Here is a 24,004-nt window from a genome sequence, read left to right as displayed (position 1 = left end):
CCTATACTGGAGGGAGCACCTCACGGGGGAGCCTGTCGATGTTCGCCCTCATGCAAAGTACCCGTACTCAGTCGCTGCACCTGTTCATCGACCCGCCCACGGGCCTCAAGGCCGTGGTGGTGATCCACAGCGAGCAGTTGGGGCCGGCGATTGGCGGTTGCCGCTACCTGCCCTATGCCGATGACGAAAGCGCCATGACCGATGCCATCCGCCTGGCCCAGGGCATGAGCTACAAGGCCGCCCTGGCGGGGCTACCGATGGGTGGCGGCAAGGCGGTGATCGTGCGCAACCCGCATGTGGAAAACCGCGCGGCGCTGTTCGAGGCCTTCGGTCGCTTCGTCGACACACTCCAGGGCCGATTCATCACCGCCGTGGACAGCGGCACCTCGACCCTCGACATGGACTGCATTGCCCAGACCACGCCCCATGTGACCAGCACTACGGCTGCAGGCGACCCGTCCCCCCACGCGGCCATGGGCGTGTTCGCCGGTATTCGTGCAACCTCCATGGCGCGCCTGGGCAGCGACAACCTGGAAGGCTTGCGGGTGGCGGTGCAGGGGCTGGGGAATGTGGGCTATGCGTTGGCCGAACAACTGCATGCGGCGGGTGCCGAGCTGTTGGTCAGCGATCTGGACCCTGGGAAGGTGCGGCTGGCGGTGGAGCAGTTCGGTGCTCATCCGGTGGTCAACGATGCGTTGATCAGCACGCCGTGCGATATCTTCGCGCCATGCGGGGTGGGGCCGGTACTCACCGGCCAGAGCGTGATGCAGTTGCGTTGCGCGGCAGTGGCAGGCTCGGCCAACAACCAGCTGACCACCTTGCAGGTGGCCGATCAGCTGGAAGCTCGGGGGATTCTGTACGCGCCCGACTATGTGATCAACGCGGGTGGGTTGATCTACGTGGTGCTCAAGCACCGGGGCGAGGACCTGGGCACCATCACCGCGCACCTGGCGAAGATTCCGACCCGGCTGACCGATGTTTTCGCCCATGCCCAGGCGGAAAAGCGCTCGCCGGCGCGGGTGGCGCAGATGCTGGCGGAGCGCTTGTTGTACGGTTGAAATCGGGGGCGGTTCGCCGGCTTGCCAGCGAACACCGAAATCACTCCGCCGAACCACCTTCAAGCAACTCCGCCAACGCATCCGGCTGGCTCTTGAACGCCCGGGCGAACACATCGCGGTTCTTGGCCATGTAGATCCCGGCTTCCTCAACCTGCTGTTCGCTCAGCGACGGCACCGCCTTGTGCAGCACCTCGGCCAGGCGTTCGGCCAGTTCGAGCATCTTGTCGTGACGGTCTGCTTCGGCCTTATCCATGAACAAGCGCTCCGGGTCGCGGCTGCTGCGGTACACCACTTCGACGGCCATTCATCACCTCTGTGCCTTTTTGCTGGTTGGGGTTGCGGATAACTGTATCTTTATACAGTACAGGCGAAAGCCACCGGACCGCAACCACGATGATGGCCTTTTGCGCTGAAAAACAGCGTAGCCCACAGGTGCCCTGCGGCAATCGGCCGCCTTCCAAGGCAAGGGCGTGGCCCTTTAACTGCATGGCACAAGCGTCACAGAGGTGGCGCACCATCCTTCAGCCGTATCGGGGAATCGAACATCGTGAACATCAAATGGGCAGACAAACTGCGCAAGGGCCTGCATGGCTCGGCCGACTCGCTGGGCAACCTGTGCGTGGAGGCCTTCCACTACCTGGCGCTGTTCGGCATCGGCGCGATCACCGCCTATGCGGCAGTGGTCACCTTCATGGACATGCTGGGCAAGGGCGGGGTCAGCGTCGATGACATCCTGCTGCTGTTCATCTACCTGGAGCTGGGCGCCATGGTGGGGATCTACTTCAAGACCAACCACATGCCCATCCGCTTCCTGCTGTACGTGGCGATCACCGCGCTGACCCGCCTGCTGATCGGCGACGTGTCGCACCACAAGGCGCCGGACGTTGGCCTGCTGTACGTGTGCGGCGGCATCCTGCTGCTGGCGTTCGCCATCCTGGTGGTGCGCTACGCCTCGTACCGCTATCCGTCGACCAAGGTGCTGGACGCCAACGGCAAGGAAGTGGAAGAGGGCAAGTAAGCCTCAGTTGGCCAGCGTGGTGGCGGGACAGCGCTGTGGGTGGGTGAGGGCGGCCAGCACTTCCAGCGGGTTCTGCCCCAGCTCGATGGCCAGGCCCAGGCGGATGCTGTCGATGACCCGTTGCAGGCGCACCGGGTCGTTGCGCTGGGCCTCGCTGACCAGGCGCTTGGCGACCACGCCGCTGTCGTCGGACAGCGTCAGCATGATGCTGCCGTCCAGGCGCTCGATGCTCAGGTTGACCCGGTATTCGGGGGCGAAGGCGGCGCTGATCTGCTCGAAGGGGTTGTTCATGGTCAACTTCTGCACTGAATGACTGCAGGAGTTGACCGGGGCAGGGCGGGGTTGGTTCAGGCCCGCTGATCGGCCCGGACGAAAACGCCCGGCGCAAGGCCGGGCGTTGGTTGTGTGCATCACCTGTGCTTCAGGCGTCCGGGTCACTCAGCTCCAGGGCGCCGCGCTTGCTGCGCAACTTGCCGTAGAAATGCTCCAGCGCGTTGTTCAGCTTGCCGGCCGCGCCGTCGACGGCCTGGTCCAGCGAAGTGGCGGTGTGTGTCACGGAAATCGGTTGGTGGCCTTTGGGGCGAGCCTCCATCTGGCAGCGTTTGTCATGCGGTCCGGGCTTTGCGCCGTTCTCGTCGCGCAGGTGCACCTCGATGCGGGTGAGGTCGTCCTCGAAGCGTTCGAGCGAGGCGTGCAGTGTGCTGCGGACCCACTCGTCGAGCCGGATGTTGCCTTCGATATGGTTGCTGCTGTTGACCTGGATTTGCATGATTCAATCCTTATTCAGCTTGCTCGCAGGGAGGCGTGCCTAGGCCCTTGAGGCCGTTGGTATTTCTTTGCCTCTTGACTCTAAGGTCAGGCAACCGCGGAGCGAATTCAACCCCCTTTCGAAAATAAATTTCCTGTTGCAAAAGCACAGTGGCATGACCCTGGTCATGGCGGGAATTTCTATTTCTGATCTTTGGGTCAACTGCGCAAGAAGTTGCGCACTCGAATGTGGATAAGTGTGTGAATACATTGATGTAGAGCATGCGCAGCATGGCCTACGGCCAACTGCGCAACTTTTTGCCACCACTGCGCAAAAAGTTGCGCAACTTTTGGATGGTTTTTTCTTTCGAGAGCATCCAAATGGATGCATGACGTTTGTAAGTAGTTGAAAATACTAAGAAAATATTTTCTGGCGCGACTTTTGATAACTCTCTTGCTAGCCAACTGGCAATTTCCTGCCAGAACAGGCACTTATCCAGCAAGGAGAGCAACACATGGCAACTCCCGCCTACATGGCCGTCACCGGCGAAAAACAAGGTCTGATCACCGCCGGCGCCTTCACCGCCGACTCGGTGGGCAACACCTACCAGGAAGGCCACGAAGACCAGGTCATGGTCCAGGGCTTCGAACACGAAGTGATCATCCCGCGTGACCCGCAGTCCGGCCAGCCGACCGGCCAGCGCGTGCACAAGCCGGTGAAGATCACCAAGGTCTTCGACAAGGCCTCGCCACTGCTGCTGGCCGCCCTGACCTCGGGCGAGCGCATGACCAAGGTCGAGATCAAGTGGTACCGCACCTCGGCCCAGGGCACCCAGGAGCACTACTACACCACCGTCCTGGAAGACGCGATCATCGTCGACATCAAGGACTACATGCACAACTGCCAGGACCCGGCCAACGCCCACTTCACCCACCTGGAAGACGTGTACTTCACCTACCGCAAGATCACCTGGACCCACGAAGTGTCCGGTACTTCCGGTTCCGACGACTGGCGCGCGCCGGTCGCGGGCTAAGGCTCTGCGGGGTCTCTGGGTGATCGACGCTAGCGTTGCATCGCCCATCAGACCGAGCGCCGCCTGCGCGGCGCATCGCGGATGAATCCGCTCCTACAGCGGTTGCAGCCCGCCTGATTGGCCCGATGCTGCCTCTGTAGGAGCGGATTCATCCGCGATGCGTCGCGCCAGCGGCGCTCGATCTCCACACCGCCAAAGCCCCCCGCCACCACCCCGCAATCGTTTTTGCTATCCAATTTCCGCACCATTGAGGGACAGGGATGTTTGCCGCCGCGAACCAGACCCATTTCAGCCTGCACATCGACGGCCTGGAGCACGACTTCCAGGTGCTTGCCTTCGACGGCAAGGAGGCCATCAGCCAACCTTACGCCATCGACCTGGAGCTGGTCAGCGAGCACCCCTCGCGGGACCTGGAAAGCCTGCTGCACAGGCCCGCGTTCCTCCAGCTGGGCGACGACGGCCGCGGCCTGCACGGCCTGATCTACCGCGCCGCGCAAGGCGAGGCCGGCAAGCGCCTGACCCGCTACCAGGTGACCCTGCGCCCGCAACTGGCCTACCTGGCCCACCGCATCAACCAGCGCATGTTCCAGCACAAGACCGTGCAGGAGATCATCGCCCAGGTGCTCGAGGAACATGGCATCCTCGCCAACGCCTACCAATTCCAGTTGGGCGCGACGTACCCACAGCGCGAGTATTGCGTGCAGTACGACGAGTCCAACCTGCAGTTCATCCAGCGCCTGTGCGAAGAAGAGGGCATCCACTACCACTTCCGCCACAGCGCCGACGGCCACCAACTGGTGTTCGGCGACGACCAGACGGTGTTCCCGAAACTGGCCCCGGTGCAGTTCCAGCACGACTCCGGGCTGGTCGCCGACACGCCGATGATCAAGCGCTTCGCCCTGCGCCTGGAAACCCGCACCAGCAGCGTCACCCGCCGCGACTACGACTTCAAGAAACCGCTGATCCAGCTCGAAGGCGAGGCCGACAGCCACGACGAGCCGGCCCTGGAAGACTACGACTACCCCGGGCGCTTCCTTGACCGCCCCCGTGGCAAGCACCTGGCCAACCGCGCCCTGGAACGCCACCGCAGCGATTACCGCCAGGCGAGCGGCGACAGCGACCAGCCGTTGTTGGCCAGCGGGCATTTCCTGACCCTGGCCAGCCACCCCAACGCCGCCTGGAACGACCTCTGGTTGCTCACCGAAATCCAGCACCAGGGCCGCCAGCCGCAGGTGCTGGAAGAAGCCATCACCAGCGACGTCGACCCACGCTTCGACGGCTTCCAGCAGGGTTACCGCAACTTCTTCGTGGTCACCCCGTGGGAGCAGCCGTACCGCCCGCCGCTGAACCACCCGAAGCCGAAGGTGCTGGGCGAGCAGCGCGCCGTGGTCAGCGGCCCGGCCGGCGAAGAGATCTACTGCGACGAATACGGCCGCATCAAGGTGCAGTTCTTCTGGGACCGCGAAGGGCGCTCGGACGACAAGTCCAGCGTGTGGATGCGCGTGGCCAGCAGCTGGGCCGGGCAGGGCATCGCCGGCCTGCAACTCCCCCGCGTGGGCATGGAAGTACTGGTCAGCTTCCTCGAAGGTGACCCCGACCAACCGCTGGTGACCGGCTGCCTGTACCACGGCGTGAACATGCCGCACTACAAGCTGCCCGACCTCAAGACCCTGGCGACGATCAAGAGCAAGGAATACAAAGGCAGCCGCGGCAACGAACTGCGCATCGACGACACCACCAGCGAAATCAGCATCGCCCTGCGCAGTGACCACGGCGCCAGTGCGCTGAACCTCGGCTACCTCACGCACCCACGCCCGAGTGGCGGCGCGCCCCGTGGTGAGGGCTTCGAGCTGCGCACCGACCGCCACGGCGCCGTGCGCGCGGCCGGTGGCCTGCTGATCACCACCGAACCACGCCCGAACGAAGCCAAGCACCACAAGGACCTGCCGGAAACCGCCGAACGCCTGGCCACCGCCAGCGAGCAGCAGGACAGCCTGGCGGAGCTGGCCAAGCAGATGCAGGCCCAGGAGCCCGGCGACCAGGACGCCGTGGCCAAGCGCCTGCACGAGCAGCACCAGGGCATCCTCGGCAGCGGCCCGGTCAACCAGAGCGCCAACGAGTTCCCCGAATTCGCCCAGCCGCACCTGGTGGTGTCGAGCCCGGCCGGTATCGCTTTGACCACCCCCGGCCCCAACCACCTCACCAGTGGCAGTCACCTGGCCCTGAGCAGCACCGGGCACACGAGTATGTCGGTCGGCAAGCGCCTCTTGGCCAGTGCCAGCCAGGGCATGCGCCTGTTCGTGCAAAGCCTCGGTCTCCGTCTGGTCGCTGCCTCGGGCGATATCGATTTCCGCGCCCTGAAGGACAGCATCAACCTGCTGGCCAAACTCGACATCACCGCCAACGCCGACCGCATCCTCCTCAAGGCCAAGACCGAGCTGGTGGTGCAGGGCGGCGGCAGCGCGACGACTTACAACGCCAGCGGCATCACCCACGTCACCAGCGCCAACTACACCGCCCACGCCGCGCAGTTCGCCCACATCGGCGCGGCGAGCATGGCCGGCACCTTCCCCGAACCGCCCAAACCCGGCAAGGGCGCGCTGGAGCTGTTCAACCTGTATGCCAACACTAAGGGCATCAAGGCCGGCGACTACGAAGTCACCGACGCCCTGGGCACGGTACTCAAGGGCTCGCTGGACGGGCAGGGCTTCAATGCCGTGTCCGGCGCCGCGCCCGGGCCGGCCTGGGTCACCTTCGGCCGCGACCCGACGCCCCCGTGGGCGCCGAGCAGCTACATCGGCGAGGTCGAGTGGCCGGTGCAGCCACCCGACCCGAACAGCCTGTCGACCCAGCTCGAATCGCTGGTCGACAAGCTGCCGCTGCCCAAGGGCGAAGGCGGCCTGTTCGACAAGGCCAAGCAGCTGGCCGGCAGCGGCATGGACGCGGCCAAGACCGGCATGAACCTGCTCAAGACCGGGCAAGGCGCGATGCAGAGTGCGCAGCAGGTGCAAGGCGCGCTCAAAGGCGGCGTTGCTGGCCTGCCGCAACTGGCGAGCGCCGCCAGCTCGGCCCTGCCGGCCGCCTCCAACGCCCTGGGCGCCGCCGGCAAGGCGGGCAGTGCTGCGCAGGGGGCCATGGCCAGCCTGCCAAGCCTGCCCAAGTTGCCGGCGATGCCCAAACTCCCCGCTTTCAAGGCCCCGAGCCTGAGCACTGCTACCGATCTTCTGCCAAGTGAACTGATGTCATGACCGCCGATACCTCTGAAAAACCACGTCCAGCCCAGGCGGCGGTCGTTCCCCTGGACCAGATCGGCATGGCCGACGTCAGCCGCGGCGCCGCCGTGTTCGACGCCTGGCTGCGCGAGATCAGCGGCGGCTACGTCAACCTGGAGCGGCTCAAGGACACCGCCGAGGTGTTGCCGGTAATCGGCAACATCATTGCCCTGGTGGATGCCGTGGGCGATATCGTCAACCTGGCCAGTGCCAAGGAACCCGACCCGTGGGATTGGGTGAGCCTGGGCATCAACCTGATCGGCGTGATCCCCGCGCCACCGACCATGGCCGCGGCGCGCAAGGGCCTGCGGCCGATGCTGACCCTGGCCCGCCAGGAGGGCAAGGACATCCTCGGCGACGCGCTGGTCGAGATCATCATCGGCCATCTCAACGCCGACCTGCTGGGCGAACTGGATACCTTCCTCGTCGACGCCCAGGCCCAGCTCGACAGCATCCTCGGCGAAGCCGCCAAGACCGGCGAGCAACTGATCAACAACACCGCCGACGCCATCGACGCGATCATTCTCGGTAAGCTCGACAGCAAGGGCGACCTCGACAAGGCCACGAAGCTGGCGCAGAAGGTCAGCGAAACCTGGAAGTCCGACCCGTCGGTGGCCTTCGAGAATGCCTTCGGTGCGTTGAGCAACGCCTACTCGGCGATGGGCAAGGGCGCGGCCAACACGCTCATGAGCAACGCCGTGCCCACTCGGGTGCAGAAGGAAGTGCTCGACTACACCAAGCAATTCCGCACCTTGGCGCCGCAAATGAGCGGCAAGCTGATGAGCCTGGGCAGCACGGCCAACAAGGACTCGATCAAGAACATGCTGCTGGTGCTGCACAACAGCAGCGTGAAGTGGCACCTGCGCAACCCCAAGGCCTTGCCCACGGTGGTCAAGCAGGACAAAGTCACCGAAGCCAAGCACCAGGGTTCCATGGGCCGTACCGAGTCGATCACCAACCAGGGCCCGGCGACGAAAGCGGCCAACGACCAGAAGAACGAGGTCTGCACCAGCACCTGCAACCGCATCAACTTCGCCCTGGGCAGCGAGTCGCTGCACCACACCGACTTCAGCCTGCCCGGCCCGTTCCCGGTCACCTGGACGCGGACCTACAACTCGCGGCTGGACAAGCTGGACGACGGCGTTCTCGGCGCCCGCTGGGTCACCGAGTTCACCACCTGCATCGACGTGGTCGACCAGGGCGTGGTGTTCCACGACATGGACGGCCGCAGCCATGCGTACCCGCTGCCCAAGCAAGGCAAGCCGCACCACGACGCAGTGGAGTACCTCACCCTGGTGCGTACCGGCGAACAGCAGCTGGTGCTGTTGCGCGGCCTCACGCGTCAGGAAACCTATGCCCGCCATGGCGACCGCTTCTACCTGACGCACATCAAGTTGCGCAGCGGCGCCGGCGCGATGCTGCACTACGAGCACCGTCACCACGACCGGCCGGCGCTGTCGGACATCAACACTTACCAGGACGACGATCCGACCAAGGTGCACCTGCAACTGGGTACGTTGCTCGATGACCACGGGCATATCCAAGGCCTGTGGCAGGTGGTTGATGGCAAGCCGCTACGCCAGCTGTGCGGCTACCACTACGATGACCAGGGCGACCTGATCGCCGCCCAGGATGAGCACGGCGCTGCCTGGCGCTATCAGTACCAGCACCACCTTGTCACCCGCTATACCGACCGTACCAACCGCGGCATCAACCTCGAATGGGACGGCAGCGGCCCACACGCCAAGGCCATCCACGAATGGGCCGACGACGGCAGTTTCGAGACCCGCCTGCAGTGGGACGAGCGCATCCGCCTGACCTACGTCACCGATGCCCACGGCCAGGAAACCTGGCACTACTACGACGCCGAGGGCTACACCTACCGGATCAAGCACCCGGACGGCAATTCCGAATGGCTGTTCCGTGACGCGCGCAAGAACGTCATCCGCCACGTCCACCCCGACGGCAGCCAGGACCGCTACGTCTACGATGAGCGCAGCAACCGCCTCAAGCACATTCGTGCCGACCACAGCACGGTGCACTACGCCTACGACGACCAGGACCAGCTGATCAAGATCAGCGACGCCGAGGGTGGGCTGTGGCAGCGCGACTACGACGAGCGCGGCAACCTGGTCGAGACCGTCGACCCGCTGGGCAACAAGACCGAGTTCGCCTACACCCCGGCCGGGCTGGTCAAGGCGATCAAGGACGCCATCGGCAACGAGAAGAAACTCGCCTACAACGATGCCGGGCAACTGCTTGAGTACACCGACTGCTCGGGCAAGACCAGCCAGTGGACGTACGACACCTCCGGCCAGCTGATCGAGTTCGCCGACGCGGCGGGCAACAAGACCGCCTATGAATACAAGGCCGGGCAGTTGGCCAAGGTCACCCACCCGGACAAGACCGAAGAACGCTTCGAGCGTGACGCCGAAGGCCGTCTGCTGGCCCATGTGGACGCGCTTGATCGCTGCACCACCTGGTCCTATACCGCTGCCGGTATGCTCGCTGAACGCGTCGACGCCAACGAGCACACCCTGCGTTATCGCTGGGACAAGCTCGGCCGCCTGATCGGGCTGGAAAACGAAAACGAGAGCAAGGCTAACTTCCTGTACGACCCGGTCGGCCGGCTGCTGCAGGAGACCGGCTTCGATGGCTTGGTCACCCGTTACCAGTACGACCCGAATAGCGGTCGCCTGGCGAGCACTCAAGTGGGCCAGCGCCGTATCGACCTGCGTTTCGACCGCATGGGCCGCCTGGCCGAGCGTACGGCGCGCCTGGGTGATCAGAGCCAGAGCGAAACCTTTGCCTACAACGGCAATGGTCAGCTGGTTCAGGCGGTCAACGCCGCCAGCAAGCTGCAATGGTTCCACGACGAAGCGGGCAACCTGACCCGCGAGCACCAACACTATTTGGCCACCGGCACGCCGATGGTCGCGGTGTGGCAGCACGAATACGATGCGCTCAACCACCGGGTCAGCACGATTCGCCCGGATGGCCACAAGGTCAGCTGGCTGACCTACGGCAGCGGCCACCTGCTCGGCATGACTCTCGACCAGCATGAGATGCTGGCCTACGAGCGCGACGACCTACACCGCGAAATCGTGCGGCATCAGGGCAATAAGCTGATGCAGACCCAGGCCTGGGACCCGGCCGGGCGTTTGCAGGAACAGCTGCTGGGCAGCCATGACGGCCAGTCCACGCTGCTCAAGCGCCAGTACCGTTATGACGCAGCGGGGCAACTGACCAACATCCACGACAGCCGTCGTGGGCCGCTGGAGTACCAGTACGATCCAGTCGGTCGCCTGCTCAAGGCCACCAGCCGCCTGGGGGTGGAAACCTTCGCCTTCGACCCGGCCGGTAACCTGCTGGATCAGAAAACCCAGGAACTGAATCGCCCGCTGGAAGCCGATCCGCGGCGCAACAAGCTGATGGACAACCTGCTGCGCGAATACGCCGGGACTCATTACCGCTACGACGAACGCGGCAACCTGATCCACCGCCTGCAAAACGGTGCCCATGCGCATTTCACCTGGGACCTGTTCGACCGGCTAACGGGTTACAACGACGACAAGCTCAAGGTCGACTACAGCTACGACGCCCTGGGCCGGCGCCTGCACAAACATTCGGTGGCGCACTTCTGGGATCGCCCCGAAGCGGGGACCGGCTGGAACCAGCTGCAACGGGCCAAGCGTCAACGTGAACTCGGCTGTGGCTTTACCCTGTTTGGTTGGGACGGCGACACCCTGGCCTGGGAGAGCTCACCGCCGCGCGACGAAGGCGACGCCGGCCGCACCGTGCATTACCTGTACGAACCAGGCAGCTTCGTGCCGGTGGCCCAGGCCCTGCGCAAAAGTCCGATCCGCTTGCACAAGCAACCGGACTGGAGTCAACGCGATTACGACTTCGATCAGGATCCGTTGTGGCACACCGAGGTGAAACCACAGGCGTTCGAGGCCATTGCCTGGTACCAGTGCGACCACCTTGGCACGCCGATGGAATTGACCGACGAGCAGGGTAATGTCGCCTGGGCCGGGCAGTACAAGGCCTGGGGTGAAGTCCAAGAGGAGCGGTCGGAATGGGCCAAGCAGCATGGCCTGGGCAACCCAATTCGCTTCCAGGGTCAGTACCACGATCTGGAAACGGGCTTACACTATAATCGATATAGATATTATGCTCCCAGCAACGGGCGTTTTCTTTCGAAAGATCCTATTGGTTTTGCAGGGGGGGTGAATGTATATCAATATGCGCCCAATAGTACTGGCTGGATTGATCCATCTGGGCTCAAGAGGCGTAAGAAGTCAGACCCCGCGCCATCAGTTGATCATCAGGTCTGTTGCAAGTGTAAGGAAGGTTATGCGTATCGTGTGTTGAGGGATGATGAAGATCCGAGTGTTGGCTTGAGCGCGAAAGATCCAGCAGGTAACTATACTGTTGAAGGTCATGTATTGAATGCTTCGAAACCAACGGTAAAAACACAGTATATTTCGGCCTCCAAAACCTACGATCAGGCGGTAAGTAACTCAATGAAATATGGTAACGGAACTGAGCGAATTGCCAAAATTGATCTTGCTCAGGTGAGTGACTCTGTGGATCTGAATAGTGAGTGCGGTAAATTGAGAGGGGCTACTGCTCGGAATTTTGCAAGGAAGTCAGGGGAGGTATTGATTGTAGGTCACGTGCCGGCATCCGCAGTTACTTTGGTTAGGCCATAGAGAGGTGGTTATGAATAATGATTTGATTGATGATTTTGTCGCTAAGTGGTTGGATTTTAGTTTGCAGATCCGTGAGAGACAGGGAGTGAATGAGGAGCTATATCAGGATTTGATGGATTTGCTAGAGCGGATAGGCCTCGAGCTTGAGGGGAAGGATTATATCCCCAAAGGCTTGGCAGAAATTTTCTTGGATATGTGGGGGGCAATGACATGTTGTGCAGAGTTATATGATAGTAAAGGTAGTGATAGGATTTACTTGGCCGCCGATCATTTGGCGCAGCAAGCAAGAGTTGTTTGCACAAACTAACTCGAAATAAACATCAGTGTAGCTACGACACCCACAGATTTTTAAAGGAGGGTGGAATTATTTTTTAGCGGAGAGGATAAATATTAAATTCTCTTGTCCTGTTCTTGGCGGAACTCCACTGGGCGCGCAGCGATCGTAAAAGTATTGAAAGTAGAAGAGGGATTTACTTTCTGTTCTAGGGTTTGTACGAAAAGTCGCAGCGCGACGATCAGGCAAGGCGAAAACAGGCGAGGAACGGTCGGGGGCGCGTTCGACTTTGCTGATTAGAAATGAGCATTTCGAGCCTGCTTTCAACGTAGTATGATCGCCGTGCAGGTATTCTTCGTACTTACAGTAAAAGGGGACAGATTTATTTTTGCTGAGGGTGTGGTAAGTAATATTTTTATTAATGATGCAAGGCGCGTCGGTCGCGAAGATTATGTTGTCGTTTTCAAAGCGAACTCAGTTCAAATGGCCAGCATTGAGCAGGATAGGCATTATGAGTATGTTCACAAGAGGCCTTTGAGGTTGAATGAAGTTATTCATACAGGAAAAAACCCTTATGGCACCATGAGCGAAATTCCATATGAGCAGCGTCTTCAAATGACAAATTCTCAAATTGCAACCCGAAGAGGTAAATGCTGTGAATAAAGCACCAGAGAGACAAGTGACACTCAGTCAGGGAGAGATTGTCGCTCTGAAAAAGGCTATCACTTATTTAAAGTTTGAGTGTGAGGAGGCTGGGTCGCTAATATTTTGTGGGAGTACATCAATTAACTCGGCCTTCGATAAGCTTGTTGCTAATAGTGATATCAAGGGTGAGGATGTTTTTTACAATAGAAAAAATCCGAAAGCCGAAAAGCTGATGTTAGAAAAACTAAATAAGGAATTTATACACGAAGGTAATAGTGAGATTGAACAGATTGAGCAGTTCGAGCACTCTGCGATTTTCATGCATCCATTTAAGGTGTAGTGCATTGGTGGTGCGTGAATGTTCAAGTCTGTTGTGACACGTCATTGGGCGAAATCTACATTCGCCCAAGACTGCCTTGTGAAAGGTGCAGCATGAATCGAAAAAGGGGGCGACCGAAAAATGGGAACTTGTCTTCCTGCTATAATCGAGTTTCCGGGGAATGCATCGCACAGATGAGGCCGGGTAGCCTAAGATTAGAGTGAGGAAAAAATAGATTCGTCCCTTTTTCTGCTGAGTTACTATAAGTCAGGCCAGTTCGAGAAAAGAGGTGAATTGTGAATAATGCGGCAGAAATAAATATTGCATTAAATCATGGAGAGGCCAGCGCTCTAAAAAAGGCTCTACTTTATTTGAAGTTTGAGTGTGAAGAGACGAGCTCTCTGATTTTCTCGGGTAGTCCATTGGTTAACTCGGTTCTTGATAAGCTGATTGATCAAAGTGTTTTTGGAAGCAGTGAGAGGCAGTTTTTTGATAATGGAAATAAAGCCGCTGAAAAATTCATGCTTGAAAAATTAATTCGAACACTTGAGGCTGATGATAATCAAGGTCTCAGTGAGGATAGACGGTCTGCTTACTTCAAGGAGTGTATGCGTCCGTACAAAATCGACTAGTCGATTAGAAACAAACTCGGTCAGCGGAGCGGTCCGGAGAACGAGAGCAAGGCGACGTTCCTCTGCGACCCAGTTGGCCGCCTGTTGCAGGAGACCGGCTTCGAGGGTTTGGTGACGCATTACCAGTGCGACCCGGGAGTAAAAAAATGGACCGGAAAACGCAGAAAAGGGGACGGATTTATTTTCCCGCTCTAATCGAATTTCCGGGGAATTCATCGAGCGGACGAGGCAGGGTATCCTGAAATTAGAGTAGGGAAAATAAATCTGTCCCCTTTTCTACTTCATTGGCAAAAAATGGGGGTGCAAAAACGAGACAGATTTATTTTTACTACTTTAAATTAGAGAAAATTAATCCGTCTCCTTTTTCCATGGTCGATAGTCCATATGAGCAGCGGCTTCAAATGACTGGAAGTCAAGTCGCATCGAGAAAAGGAAAGGGTTGTGAGTAAAATTCCGGAAGCAGAAGTAGTACTCAGTCAGGGTGAGATAACTGCCCTGAAAAAGGCAATTTATTACTTGAAATTTGAGTGTGAAGAGACAGAGTCTGTAATCTTTTGTGGTAGTCCGTTAATAAATTCGGCCTTTGATAAGCTTGTTGCCAGTAGTGATATTGAGTGGGATGATGATTTTTATAATAGGAAAAATCAAAGTGCCGAAAGGCATATGCTGGAAAAGTTAAATGAAAAACGTAGGTATGAAGGCCGCAGCGAAATTGAAGATATGGAGAGCTTCGAACATGCTGCGACTTATATGCATCCATTTAAGGTCTGATGTGCTGGTTGTGTGTTGATACTTTAAGATGTTTTCAGGTGCGCCTGAGCGAAACTTATATCTGCTCAGGTGTTGCTTGTGAATATTTGCTTCCAGCAAGGTCTGAGGTCTGTTTGTGTGCAGATAATTCCCGCAAAAAACCTAGTTGAATAAAAAATTGAAAAAAGAGGTGAGGTTTTTCTGCTTTAATAGTGGAAAAATGAGGCGGGTTTATATTATTGCTCTAAAGTAGAGGAAATAAATCCGTCCCCTTTTGTCAAAGGTCGACTACAGCTACGATGCCTTGAGCCGGCGTCTGCACAAGCATTCGGTGGCGCACTTCTGGGACCGCCCCGAGGTGGGGACCAGTTGGAATCAGCTGTAACGGGCCAAGCGTCAACGTGAACTCGGCTGTGGCTTCACCCTGCTTGGTTGGGACGGCGACACCCTGGCCTGGGAGAGTTCACCGCCACGCGATGAAGGCTACACCGGGCGCACCGTGCATTACCTGTAAGAGCCAGGCAGCTTCGTGCCAGTCGCCCAGGCTCTGCGTAAAGGCCGATCCGCCTGCACAAGCAACCGGACTGGAGTCAGCGCGAGTACGACTTCGATCAGGATCCGTTGTGGCACACCGAGGTCATTGCAGAAAAAGCGCGAAAAAGGGGACGGATTTATTTTCCTGCTCTAATCGAATTTCCGGGGAATGCATCGAGCGGACGAGGCAGGGTATCCTGAAATTAGAGTAGGGAAAATAAATTTGTCCCCTTTTCTCTGATAGTGGAGGAAATAAATTTATCCATTTTTGTGTCCCATTGTTTGAGGCTAAATCAATGAGTGAAAAGGAAAGCGTTGTGGATGAATTTACAGAGAGCCCTGTAATGCTTAATCAAGGGGAGATTAATGCCTTGAAAAAAGCAATACTTTACTTGAAATTTGATTGCGAGGAGACAAGTTCCCTAATATACACGGGTAGTGAGCTGATAAACTCTGCTTTCGATAAACTGGTTACCGGCAGCAGGTCTGCAGATAGAGAGCGGAAATTTTATAATACGCGAAATACAGATGTGGAAGAGCATGTGCTAAAAAAAATTAATGATCAGCGTGAATTTGAAGGAGAGGTGAAAGCCAAAACAATTAGCGAGATCGAGTATTTTGAAGATTACATTTATCCATTTAAAGCTGAGTGATCCGAAAGACAGCCTGTGATCTGCGGTACCCACACATGCCGGGGCAATGACCAGAACAAGGCTCAATTGCAACTGGGTGCTAGCTAGGCTCGACAAGTACTATCGTATCCGCAGCGTGGAAAAAGAGGATGAATGTATTTTATTACTCTAAAGTAGAGAAAATACATTCGTCCCCTTTTCTCTGTGTGCGTGAACAGCATCAATGGACCGAGTGAGTGAAGCGAGTTGACCGAGACGAGCGTGGAGAAAATCGGCCTCACACATTTCCGGATCCTCATTTTATGAAGGGGACGAGCATGGCTATTTACCTCATGTGAACCTAAACATTCCGATTTGACAAGGATGAGGACTGATACGTATGGCTGGAATTTCAGTTAAGAATTTGGCTTTCTCTATAGAGAAAGGTAAAGTCAGGGGATTTGATGAGGTGCGGGATGTAAATGGAGAACGCTATTATTTTCAGTATGCAATAAAAAAGCAAGGTGGCAAATATTGTACCTATTTGTTTTGTGTGCTTGAAAGCAAGATGGAGACATTCGAGGATTATGCAATGGAAGAGCTTAATGAGTTTGCCAATGCAGAAGATGCCTTTGATTACTTTTGGCTAAAACAGGTTGATATTGAAAAATTTTCTTCTATCAAGGGGGTATTGCCTTTTTAGGTGTCGGAATAAGGGTGTTAGATAGGTCTTGTGGCCATGTTGCGGAAAAGCGTAATTTTAGAAATGGAGTTTTACTATGTTTAGGGCGCTAGATCAGTTGATGGTTGATAGGTTTGAGGAGGATTTTTTAAATTTCGATCTGACTATTTATGATCTTTCTTCCTGTTTGGCAGGCTATTTAAAATGTATGTTGGTCTCGGGGTATGTCGATTTTCCTGATGGAGAGGTCAAGCACCAACTTGTTAGCCTCTTGGGCTCTGCTGAGCGGAAAGAATGGCCCGCGACTGAGACCCCTGAAAAAGAGAAGGCCAGAAAATATTTCTGGTTTACAGTGAGTTTGTACAAAGGTGTGGATGACGTTTTATCGTCTTTTGCCAGGTGCTGTGTTTTTTGCGCGAACAATGATGAGGATTGGGCGGACCACTTGTTAGGCGAAGACACACCTTTTCTGCTGTATGCTGATGAGTTGGATAGAATGCGGGGTGGGGGAACAAAGGAGTTAGTGGCGTACTTTAGAGCGGCTTTGAGCTTGCCCGCTCCAATGTGAAGTGAGTGGAAGCTTTAGCTTGTGACTGAAGCGCAGTACCTCTGCCTGATTATGATCGACAGGTTTTTCGCCAAGTGAGAAGACATGTATTTTCTTGTGTTATTGAGTTTTCATGATATTAAAGATTGAAATGGCGCTTACGCTGTTCAATGGATGAAAATGAAGATCTTGTGGATGAGGTTGCCGAGATAGAAATAAGGCTGGATCAGGGAGAGATAAATACCGTGAAAAAAGCCTTGCTGTATTTGAAGTTTGAGGGTCGAGGTGAATTCGAGGACGGTGTTGACTCCGAATATTTTAGAGAGTGTATTCGCCCCTATAGGAAATTATGAAATTGCTTTGGTTGAGGGACCGATAGTGGACAATACGCTCAGGAAAAGCCCTGATAGTCTTCAGGAGGAGGTATGCAAGCGGTATGGTGTGACGCCAACCGCTCCCGAAGCGCGAGTGGCTGTCGCGCTTGGCACGCTGAATGGATCTCCAATCTATGGCACACGTATCCGAGGCGCGGAAGAGGGTGGGGTGAGTTGGTTTTTCCACTGCGGGGAATTTTCGGAGGCGGACGATTTCTACCAGGCGCTTCACACCTATCACCTGAAAGAGGATTTGCCAGAAGTCGCCAAGTATCTTTACCTTCCTGAAGGTGCTCATTTTATTATTGACAGAAATGGATACGAAGACGTCTGGTTTGATGAGTAACCTCGCTTGGCGCGTGAGGTTGCAATATAATCTGTGGGGTGGGTAGCACCTGGGTTTGGGAAAGCGCTGCCCTATAAAGTAATGGATATCTATTTAAGGGATTGTAGAAGCACTTTATGGAAAAGCTAGAAGCATTTTCGGTCATCAAGGTTTTTGTCTCGGCTCGAGGCCCTGTCTATGAGGAGCTTCCTGCGCTTTGGAAAGGCGAGGGTGTTTATGAGCTTTTGTCCTCCCCCGGTTTGGCGCTGAATCTCGCAAAAGGCGATTTGATTAGTATCGAGGACCCCAACGCCCCAGCTGTGGTGATAAAAAGGGGAGGGAATTTTTGCATCAATTTGTATGCGGATCATATTGATGCGGATACGCTGTCAACGCTGGAGTCACAGGTAAACGTTCTGTTGAACGGTACGCTTGATGGTGTGTACAGGGGGAACCTGGCGTTCAGTGTTCCAGCGAGAAGTGGAAGGGAAAACATAAGGGAGGTGTTTAACCGCTTCAAAGAAACTACCGGGATTGAGTGGTATTATTCAAATATATATAAAAATTATAATGACCTTGATGATGACACGCTGCTGGATTGGTGGCTTGATAGCTGATTGACTGAACCTTGGGTGCTCACAGGGAGGTACGCTTATGAATGAGGTCAATCATGATCGTGTCGATGCGTTGGAACAGCATCTGATCACGCGAGGCCATGATGTAACCGATGTCGCTGTTGCATTTTCCGAGTACTTGTTGATCTTGCTGAGCGATCATCGCGTGGCCTTGAATCCCCAGGCTCGTGTTGATATCGAACACTCGTTGAAACGATCCGCCAAACTCTCGGCGGGTGTGATCGGTGCGGAAGAAAAAAGGCAGCTCAGGCGGAAGATGGGTGGTATAGAAATCACCTTCAGGGAGAGTGATGGCCCCACCGCTGCCTTCGGAAGAAGTGCGATGAACTGTTTGTTCGATGAAGGTGACTGGCAGGAAGATAATGATGGTGACGCTACACCACTTTTTTATTACCTTCACTGTCTGGAGCGCGCCCTTCCCGATATCGCGGACGATTTTTTCAACTACTTCAGTAACCGCTTCGGAATCGGTGAGGTTTGACAGACAGTTGTAATGAGGTAGTTTTCGTGAGTTTTTGTATTGGGTGATATTGTCTGGCCGGTAGAAGAGCGGGAATCACACACCCTGCTGAGAACCTACACGCTGAAGACACTTGGAGCGCTTGATTTTCGGTTCGAGGACGCCTTGCCAGTTCCATTGGCCTTCGTCGACAGGTGCATCGCGAGCGAAGTCGATCAGGACGCGTGCAAGCCTTGTGTATCGAGGCAGACTCAGAAGGTGGCCGTATTCTGGTGGCTGCCAAGTATCGGGAGGCAGTTTGAGAGACCTTGAGATAGCGCTACAGGAACTGAAGAGCGTACATGCCAAGTACCACCTGCCCGGCGTTTTTCGTTCGGGTCGCGGCGCTGAAACAGACTGGCCTGCCAGTATCCCTGCGGCCAGGGAACTGGTGCTGTTTTACAACGCGTGCGAGCCGCTCGGCGTAAAACTGGAGACTGGGCTGACGCCGTTGAAGCTCATGGCCTTGGACGACCTGGAGAAGGCGCAGGTCGGATACCGGTGGTCCAACGCGGCGGGTGGTCTGGTTTCCCTTGCTGCCTGGCCTGAGCAGCATGTGGTCATCATGGACGACATCGGCGGCGGCAAGCCGTTGATCGCCGTTACCGGTGAGCCGGGGCTGCCTGTCTACGCAAACTATGGTGCCGGCCCGCCCTTTGAAGTCGCTGCCAAGTTCGCCGACTTCCTGATCGCGTTGGCAAGGCTGATCGATATCGTCCATGGCGAGTTCTGCATTTTCGATGTCTTCGATGACGATGGCGTTGTGGAGGCTTTTCGATCGCGCACGCAGGCAGAGATTGAGCCTGTCTTGGGGGCGGAAAACTTTGGCCGATTCTTTGATTATTTTTATGGCTGAAAGCCGTGCGGGTCGCACGGGCCGGTGAGAAGGGAATCTGAAGGTCTAAATTGACCAAGTATCGGGATGTGAAGTCGGCTCTTCTGAATCGCTGAGGCTGGATGAGGTAACCCTCCATGCATCACCTGAGGCTTTCAACGCCCTTGGGACGTTCTTGATCGAGGCTGCACAGCGGATGGCTGTGGAAGGGCTGGAGCATCTGCATTGGCAGGATGTGATGGATGACTTCGACCCTGACCATCATGTGGACTTCATCTTGGTCAACGCCACCGGCACGGTTCCCACCGCCACCGACTGAGTCGCAGATTTCACAGGAAGGCCAGACGCATGTATCCGCTGCCAGGTGATGTTCCAGGAGGATGAGATGTTCAAGGAGTTGGTGTTCACGCAGGAAGCGCCGACGGAAAACGATGCTTACGCCGGTGGCGGCGCTTACTTGCCCGCGACCCTGGGTTGGCCGACGTCCAGTGATGGCGAGCCATTGATGCATCTGCTGGCATTGCCGAGCCATTGGTTGGGTGACGCCGATGCGAGCTGCTGGATATCGATCTTCATTCCAGTACAGCCGGAGGGTGTGCCTAACTACCGAGCACTTCGTTATCGGGATGGGCGTTCACAGGCGGTGGTGTTGAGGTACGCAAGGCACGTTGAATTGCGCCATGGGGCCAATGCAGGGATCGGCCCTCCCGGCAAAGTCGTGCTCGTGCAAGTCGATGAGTGCGATGACGACGAGAACCTGGCCTCCAAGGTGGATGGCGTCGATGCCTGGCTGCAAGCCCCGCTCGAACTGCCGGGCGCTCATAGAAGGCTTTCGCTGTATGGCGGCGATCTGGACATGTCCTTGCCTGGGCACAAAGGCCTGCTTTCCGATGGCATGGGGTATCTGCTGTTGAGCGATGCATTCGTTGCTGGCGGTACGGATGGCGTCAACGGCTTCTTCCTGCAACTTGGCTAGGCGAGGTGTACCAGCAAGCCAATGGCGTTTGACGCGATTGCCTGGGAGCCGGTGTGATTCACCCCCAGGCACCGCGACACTCAGTGAGTCATTCCCAGCTCGGCGTCATCCATCAGCGCCTTGGCCAGTGCGCTCAGGTAGTACGAGGCCCAGAGCAGTTGCGGCTTTTCTTCCATGATCCCGGCGATGGTCAGGTCGCGCACGCAGCCCATCAGTTCCGAGGCCTGTTCGCGGGCGTGCTGGCAGGGGATGCCGGGTTCGATGCAGAACAGTGGGATGGTCTGGCCTTCGCCTTGGTAGAACTTGGTTTTGCCGGCGGTGGTGTTGGGGGTGGTTTCGTCTGTTGTCATTGTTTTTTCTCCCTGGATTTTTCGGGGCCTGGGCGGGCCCTTTCGCCAGCAAGGCTGGCTCCTACAGGTGAAACGCAGCCGCCGGTAGGAGCCGGCTTGCCGGCGAACAGGGCCGGCAAGGGCTTAGTGCAGCGTCCTCGGCTGCGCTGGCATCTGGACCTGGATCAACGCTGATTCGAGCAGCACGCGCAGCGATTCGACTTCGTGCATCGACGCCATCATCAGGATCGTGGCCGGGGACCTGGGCTGGGCCAGCACCGCCTGATGGGCCACGGTCAAGGCGCACAGGGCGTACTCGGTGGCCTGGATGAGGGTGTCTTCGAGGGAGTGGTGGTGATGGGGTGGGTCGGGGACAATCTTCAGCATTTTGGGGTACCTGAAAAGGGCCGCAACACGCCTGCTGTCAAACAAGAAGGTGGCAGCTGTACATGGGTTGACAGACCGGTAGGCATCCCAAAACCCGGCGCACACGAAGTGCCCCACGCACAGCCGCCATAAGAGCGAGCCATGGGAATGAACCTAGGTCGGCCTGTCAAAGCCGGTCACTGATTTCGCAGCGACCGGCCGAGACTAGAGGCCAACCGGGAACACCGCAATGGCTCGGAAGGGGGCGGGAGTATGTTTGGGAAATGGACTACAAGAAATCGGCTTAGTCTGATTTTTTGGTGGTTCGTGAGGGGCATTTTTGATCGGTGTTGTGGGTGAGAGGGCCAGCCACGAAATCTTCAGCGCCTATCAGATCGAGCGCCGCCCGCGCGGCGCTCGATTTGCGCACCACTACAAATCCTCAGGCAGGCACCTGTTCGTCATCACCAGGCCAGCGGCTGAAATCATCAACCGCTGATCCCACATCCCCCTCAGAACTCAACCGACGTCTGCACATACAACGTCCGTGGTTCCCCCACGTACTTGCCCTTGTTGTTGTCATCGAACGAACGGGTGTAGTACTCGCGGTTGAACAGGTTCTTCACCCCCACCGCCACCTTCAAGTTCGACAACTGCGGCCCAAAGTCGTACCCAGCGCGTGTGCTCACCAGCATGTAGCCCGGGATGCGCCCGGTGCTGCCATCGGCGCTCTCGGCGCCGGTGTTGGCGTTGTCGGCGTACTGGCTGCTCTGGAAGCTGCTGTCCAGGTTCAACTGCCATGGGCCTTCGGTGTAACCCACGCCCAGCGTGCCTTTGTGGCGCGACGAGAACGGCACCTGGTTGCCCTTGTTCGGCCCATCCTCGCGGATGGTGGCGTCGACGAAGGCATAGCCGGCATGCACGTCGAAACCGGCCAGCGCCGGGCTCAGGCCGTCGAGGGCGTAGCGCACGCTGGTCTCGATGCCCTGGTGGCGGGTTTCGCCGCGGGCGATCACCGAGTCGTTGGTCTGGTTGCTTTCGTACTGGTTGTCGAAGTTGATCAGGAAGGCGCCGATCTCGGCCTGCAGGTCGCCATTGTCGTAGCGGGTACCGACTTCCCAGGTGCGCGCCTTCTCCGGCTTCACTTCACCGCTGCTGACGCGGTTGGGCATCTGGCTGTACTGCACGCTGCCGAACGAGCCTTCGGTGTTGGCGTAGAGGTTCCAGCTGTCGGTCAGGTGGTACATCACGTTCAACGCCGGCAACGCGGTGTTGTAGCTGCCCTGGTAGCGCTGGCCGTTGAGCTTGTTGCTCTGCTCGGAGTCGATCATCTCGTAGCGCACGCCCGGGGTGATGGTCCAGCGGCCGATGTCGATGCGGTCGTCCAGGTAGATGGCGTGGGCTTCGGTGCTGCCGCGGGTGTCGCGGTCGTTGCGGCTGGCGGTGGTGGGCAGGGCGCCGTTGACCGGCTCGCGGAAGCGCAGCTCGTGGCCGGCTTCGTTGACGTATCGGTAGCCGATGCCCAGCTCGTGCCAGCTGTCGCCCAGGGCCAGGCCCTGCGAGAAGCGGGTCTCGATGCCGCGCACCCAGTACTCGCGCGGCGACAGCGAGACGAAGCTGCCCTGGTCGAGGTAGCCGCTGCGCAGGGTCTTGGTGAAGAAACTGTTGACGCTGAACTGGCGGTCGTCCTGCTTGTAGTCGTAGCCGAAGTTGAACAGCGTGCGGCGGCCCCAGAACTTGTCTTTCAGGCGGGTCGACTGGTACGGGTCGGCGTCGAAGTCGGCCGTGCTCAGGCCGCCGGGCATTTCGGCCTCGCCCTCGTAGTACTGGGCCATGGCGTGCAGGCTGTTGGCGTCGTCGAGCTGCAGCTTGCCCTTGAGCATCAGGTCGTCGATCTGCGTGTCGCTGTGTTCGCGCCAGTCGCTGCCCCGGGTGCCGGAGTAGAGCAGGGCGCCGCCCAGGCCGTTGGCGTTGGTGCCGCCGACCAGCAGGTTGGCGCTGTTCTTCAGGCCATCCTGGCTGGACGAAGGGCTGATCTGGTTCTGCACCGCCGCCTTGAAGGTGGCTTCCTCGGGGATGGCGCGGGTGACGAAGTTGACGATGCCGCCGACGTTCTGCGGGCCATAGCGCACCGCGCCGCCGCCGCGCACCACGTCCACTGCGTCCATGTTGCCCAGGCTGATGGGGGCCAGCGACAGCTGCGGCTGGCCGTAGGGGGCGAAGGGCACCGGGATGCCGTCCATCAGCACGGTGGAGCGCGAGGCCAGGCGCGGGTTGAGGCCGCGGATGCCGAAGTTCAGCGCCAGGTCGTGGCTGCCGGTGCCGTTGTTCTCGGGGGCGTTGACCCCGGGGATGCGGTTGAGCACTTCGCGGGCGCTGCTGGCGCCGCTGCGCTCGAAGTCTTCGCGGCGGACCACGTCGCGGGCGCCGGGGTGTTCGAAGACGTTGTCCTGGCGGGCCTCGGCCAGCCAGTCGCCGACCACGGTCGAGGCGCCCAGCTCGACGGCCGCGCCGCTGCTGCTGGTGGGCTGCGGCTGCAGGCTGTAGGCGTTGTCGGTTTCCCGGCGGGCTTGCAGGCCGCTGCCGCGCAGCAGGGCGTCGAGACCCTGGCCGACCTCGTATTGCCCCTCCAGGCCTGGGCTGTTCAGGCCCTGGGTGATGGCCGGGCTGAACGAGATCAGCGCGCCGCTTTCACGGCCGAATTGGTTCAGGGCCTGTTCCAGGGTGCCGGGGGCGATGTGGTAGGCGCGGGGTTCACCGGCCAGGGCGAACGGCGCGGCGAGGATCAGGGCGAAGGCGAGCGGGCTGGGGCGCAGGGGCATAGGGC

General features: G+C 58.0%; 26 protein-coding genes and 1 pseudogene. 20 read left to right on the top strand and 7 right to left on the bottom strand.

The genetic code is table 11. The annotated features are described in order from the left end of the window. Window positions 1-38 precede the first annotated feature (38 nt). Window positions 39-1,058: a Leu/Phe/Val dehydrogenase gene (locus tag PSEEN_RS21310; RefSeq protein WP_011535646.1), complete on the top strand. Its 1,020-nt coding sequence runs from the start codon at window positions 39-41 to the stop codon at window positions 1,056-1,058. A gap of 40 nt (window positions 1,059-1,098) precedes the next feature. Here PSEEN_RS21310 and PSEEN_RS21305 read toward each other — a convergent pair whose 3' ends face one another. Next, a complete protein-coding gene (locus tag PSEEN_RS21305; protein ID WP_011535645.1) occupies window positions 1,099-1,362 on the bottom strand; it encodes a YebG family protein in 264 nt (87 codons plus the stop codon). Window positions 1,363-1,605: 243 nt separating this feature from the next. Between PSEEN_RS21305 and PSEEN_RS21300 the strand changes: the two genes are divergently transcribed. Then, the gene (locus tag PSEEN_RS21300; RefSeq protein ID WP_011535644.1) at window positions 1,606-2,076 is read left to right on the top strand and encodes a phosphate-starvation-inducible protein PsiE; all 471 of its coding nucleotides are present in this window, start codon (window positions 1,606-1,608) and stop codon (window positions 2,074-2,076) included. Between the two features lie 3 nt (window positions 2,077-2,079). On the opposite strand, the gene PSEEN_RS21295 is transcribed toward PSEEN_RS21300, so the two are convergent. The 3 genes from PSEEN_RS21295 to PSEEN_RS26750 all read right to left on the bottom strand — a co-directional run bounded on the left by PSEEN_RS21295 (window position 2,080) and on the right by PSEEN_RS26750 (window position 3,338). Then, window positions 2,080-2,367 carry a DUF3509 domain-containing protein gene (locus PSEEN_RS21295; protein ID WP_011535643.1) on the bottom strand — a complete coding sequence of 96 codons (288 nt, stop codon included), beginning with the start codon at window positions 2,365-2,367 and terminating at the stop codon, window positions 2,080-2,082. A gap of 130 nt (window positions 2,368-2,497) precedes the next feature. Further along, window positions 2,498-2,845, bottom strand: a complete 348-nt coding sequence (locus PSEEN_RS21290) for an HPF/RaiA family ribosome-associated protein (RefSeq protein WP_011535642.1) — start codon at window positions 2,843-2,845, stop codon at window positions 2,498-2,500. Between the two features lie 274 nt (window positions 2,846-3,119). Then, window positions 3,120-3,338, bottom strand: a complete 219-nt coding sequence (locus PSEEN_RS26750; protein WP_158020271.1) for a hypothetical protein — start codon at window positions 3,336-3,338, stop codon at window positions 3,120-3,122. Between PSEEN_RS26750 and PSEEN_RS21285 the strand changes: the two genes are divergently transcribed. The 18 genes and pseudogenes from PSEEN_RS21285 to PSEEN_RS21225 all read left to right on the top strand — a co-directional run bounded on the left by PSEEN_RS21285 (window position 3,339) and on the right by PSEEN_RS21225 (window position 20,482). Next, the gene (locus PSEEN_RS21285; protein WP_011531920.1) at window positions 3,339-3,857 is read left to right on the top strand and encodes an Hcp family type VI secretion system effector; all 519 of its coding nucleotides are present in this window, start codon (window positions 3,339-3,341) and stop codon (window positions 3,855-3,857) included. A gap of 260 nt (window positions 3,858-4,117) precedes the next feature. Continuing rightward, window positions 4,118-7,105, top strand: coding sequence for a type VI secretion system Vgr family protein (locus PSEEN_RS21280; protein WP_011535641.1), 2,988 nt, complete (start codon window positions 4,118-4,120; stop codon window positions 7,103-7,105). Continuing rightward, entirely contained in the window at window positions 7,102-11,844 is a 4,743-nt protein-coding gene (locus PSEEN_RS21275; protein WP_231845281.1) for an RHS repeat-associated core domain-containing protein, read from the top strand. The genes PSEEN_RS21280 and PSEEN_RS21275 overlap by 4 nt, the downstream gene beginning before the upstream one ends. A 10-nt stretch (window positions 11,845-11,854) precedes the next feature. After that, window positions 11,855-12,151 carry a hypothetical protein gene (locus PSEEN_RS21270; protein WP_011535639.1) on the top strand — a complete coding sequence of 99 codons (297 nt, stop codon included), beginning with the start codon at window positions 11,855-11,857 and terminating at the stop codon, window positions 12,149-12,151. Window positions 12,152-12,451: 300 nt separating this feature from the next. Next, window positions 12,452-12,781, top strand: a complete 330-nt coding sequence (locus PSEEN_RS26745) for a hypothetical protein (protein ID WP_011535638.1) — start codon at window positions 12,452-12,454, stop codon at window positions 12,779-12,781. Continuing rightward, window positions 12,774-13,103 (top strand): hypothetical protein, encoded by a 330-nt coding sequence (locus tag PSEEN_RS21265; protein WP_011535637.1) that lies wholly within the window; start codon window positions 12,774-12,776, stop codon window positions 13,101-13,103. The genes PSEEN_RS26745 and PSEEN_RS21265 overlap by 8 nt, the downstream gene beginning before the upstream one ends. Window positions 13,104-13,378: 275 nt before the next feature. After that, window positions 13,379-13,714 (top strand): hypothetical protein, encoded by a 336-nt coding sequence (locus tag PSEEN_RS26740; protein ID WP_011535636.1) that lies wholly within the window; start codon window positions 13,379-13,381, stop codon window positions 13,712-13,714. Window positions 13,715-14,155: 441 nt separating this feature from the next. Further along, window positions 14,156-14,485 carry a hypothetical protein gene (locus PSEEN_RS26375; RefSeq protein ID WP_011535635.1) on the top strand — a complete coding sequence of 110 codons (330 nt, stop codon included), beginning with the start codon at window positions 14,156-14,158 and terminating at the stop codon, window positions 14,483-14,485. A 259-nt stretch (window positions 14,486-14,744) separates the two neighbouring features. After that, window positions 14,745-15,103: pseudogene (locus PSEEN_RS27400) on the top strand (hypothetical protein); the annotation flags it as partial. A gap of 191 nt (window positions 15,104-15,294) precedes the next feature. Continuing rightward, window positions 15,295-15,651, top strand: a complete 357-nt coding sequence (locus PSEEN_RS21260) for a hypothetical protein (RefSeq protein ID WP_044488453.1) — start codon at window positions 15,295-15,297, stop codon at window positions 15,649-15,651. Between the two features lie 358 nt (window positions 15,652-16,009). Continuing rightward, on the top strand, window positions 16,010-16,312 hold the full coding sequence (locus tag PSEEN_RS21255) for a hypothetical protein (protein ID WP_011535632.1): 303 nt from the start codon (window positions 16,010-16,012) through the stop codon (window positions 16,310-16,312). A 76-nt stretch (window positions 16,313-16,388) separates the two neighbouring features. After that, complete coding sequence (locus PSEEN_RS21250; protein ID WP_011535631.1) at window positions 16,389-16,859, top strand: hypothetical protein; 471 nt, start codon at window positions 16,389-16,391, stop codon at window positions 16,857-16,859. Between the two features lie 282 nt (window positions 16,860-17,141). Next, window positions 17,142-17,558, top strand: coding sequence for an immunity protein Imm33 domain-containing protein (locus PSEEN_RS26365; protein WP_309306515.1), 417 nt, complete (start codon window positions 17,142-17,144; stop codon window positions 17,556-17,558). Window positions 17,559-17,674: 116 nt separating this feature from the next. Beyond that, the gene (locus PSEEN_RS21240) at window positions 17,675-18,154 is read left to right on the top strand and encodes a DUF4265 domain-containing protein (protein WP_011535628.1); all 480 of its coding nucleotides are present in this window, start codon (window positions 17,675-17,677) and stop codon (window positions 18,152-18,154) included. Between the two features lie 37 nt (window positions 18,155-18,191). Further along, window positions 18,192-18,653 (top strand): hypothetical protein, encoded by a 462-nt coding sequence (locus PSEEN_RS21235; RefSeq protein ID WP_011535627.1) that lies wholly within the window; start codon window positions 18,192-18,194, stop codon window positions 18,651-18,653. A gap of 277 nt (window positions 18,654-18,930) precedes the next feature. Next, entirely contained in the window at window positions 18,931-19,527 is a 597-nt protein-coding gene (locus tag PSEEN_RS21230) for a hypothetical protein (protein WP_158020270.1), read from the top strand. 49 nt (window positions 19,528-19,576) lie between these two features. Next, entirely contained in the window at window positions 19,577-19,825 is a 249-nt protein-coding gene (locus PSEEN_RS27395; RefSeq protein ID WP_420806629.1) for an Imm32 family immunity protein, read from the top strand. A 66-nt stretch (window positions 19,826-19,891) separates the two neighbouring features. Beyond that, window positions 19,892-20,482, top strand: coding sequence for a hypothetical protein (locus tag PSEEN_RS21225; protein WP_011535623.1), 591 nt, complete (start codon window positions 19,892-19,894; stop codon window positions 20,480-20,482). 80 nt (window positions 20,483-20,562) lie between these two features. On the opposite strand, the gene PSEEN_RS21220 is transcribed toward PSEEN_RS21225, so the two are convergent. The 3 genes from PSEEN_RS21220 to fecA form a co-directional block, all read right to left on the bottom strand. Then, window positions 20,563-20,832, bottom strand: coding sequence for a DUF3077 domain-containing protein (locus PSEEN_RS21220; protein ID WP_011535622.1), 270 nt, complete (start codon window positions 20,830-20,832; stop codon window positions 20,563-20,565). Between the two features lie 123 nt (window positions 20,833-20,955). Continuing rightward, entirely contained in the window at window positions 20,956-21,198 is a 243-nt protein-coding gene (locus PSEEN_RS21215; protein ID WP_011535621.1) for a hypothetical protein, read from the bottom strand. Window positions 21,199-21,689: 491 nt separating this feature from the next. After that, entirely contained in the window at window positions 21,690-23,999 is a 2,310-nt protein-coding gene (fecA, locus tag PSEEN_RS21210; protein WP_011535620.1) for a TonB-dependent Fe(3+) dicitrate receptor FecA, read from the bottom strand. Between the last annotated feature and the right edge of the window lie 5 nt (window positions 24,000-24,004).

It is taken from the genome of Pseudomonas entomophila L48, from assembly GCF_000026105.1.
Taxonomy (GTDB): Bacteria; Pseudomonadota; Gammaproteobacteria; order Pseudomonadales; family Pseudomonadaceae; genus Aquipseudomonas; species Aquipseudomonas entomophila.
This window is presented reverse-complemented; position numbering and strand designations above follow the sequence as displayed.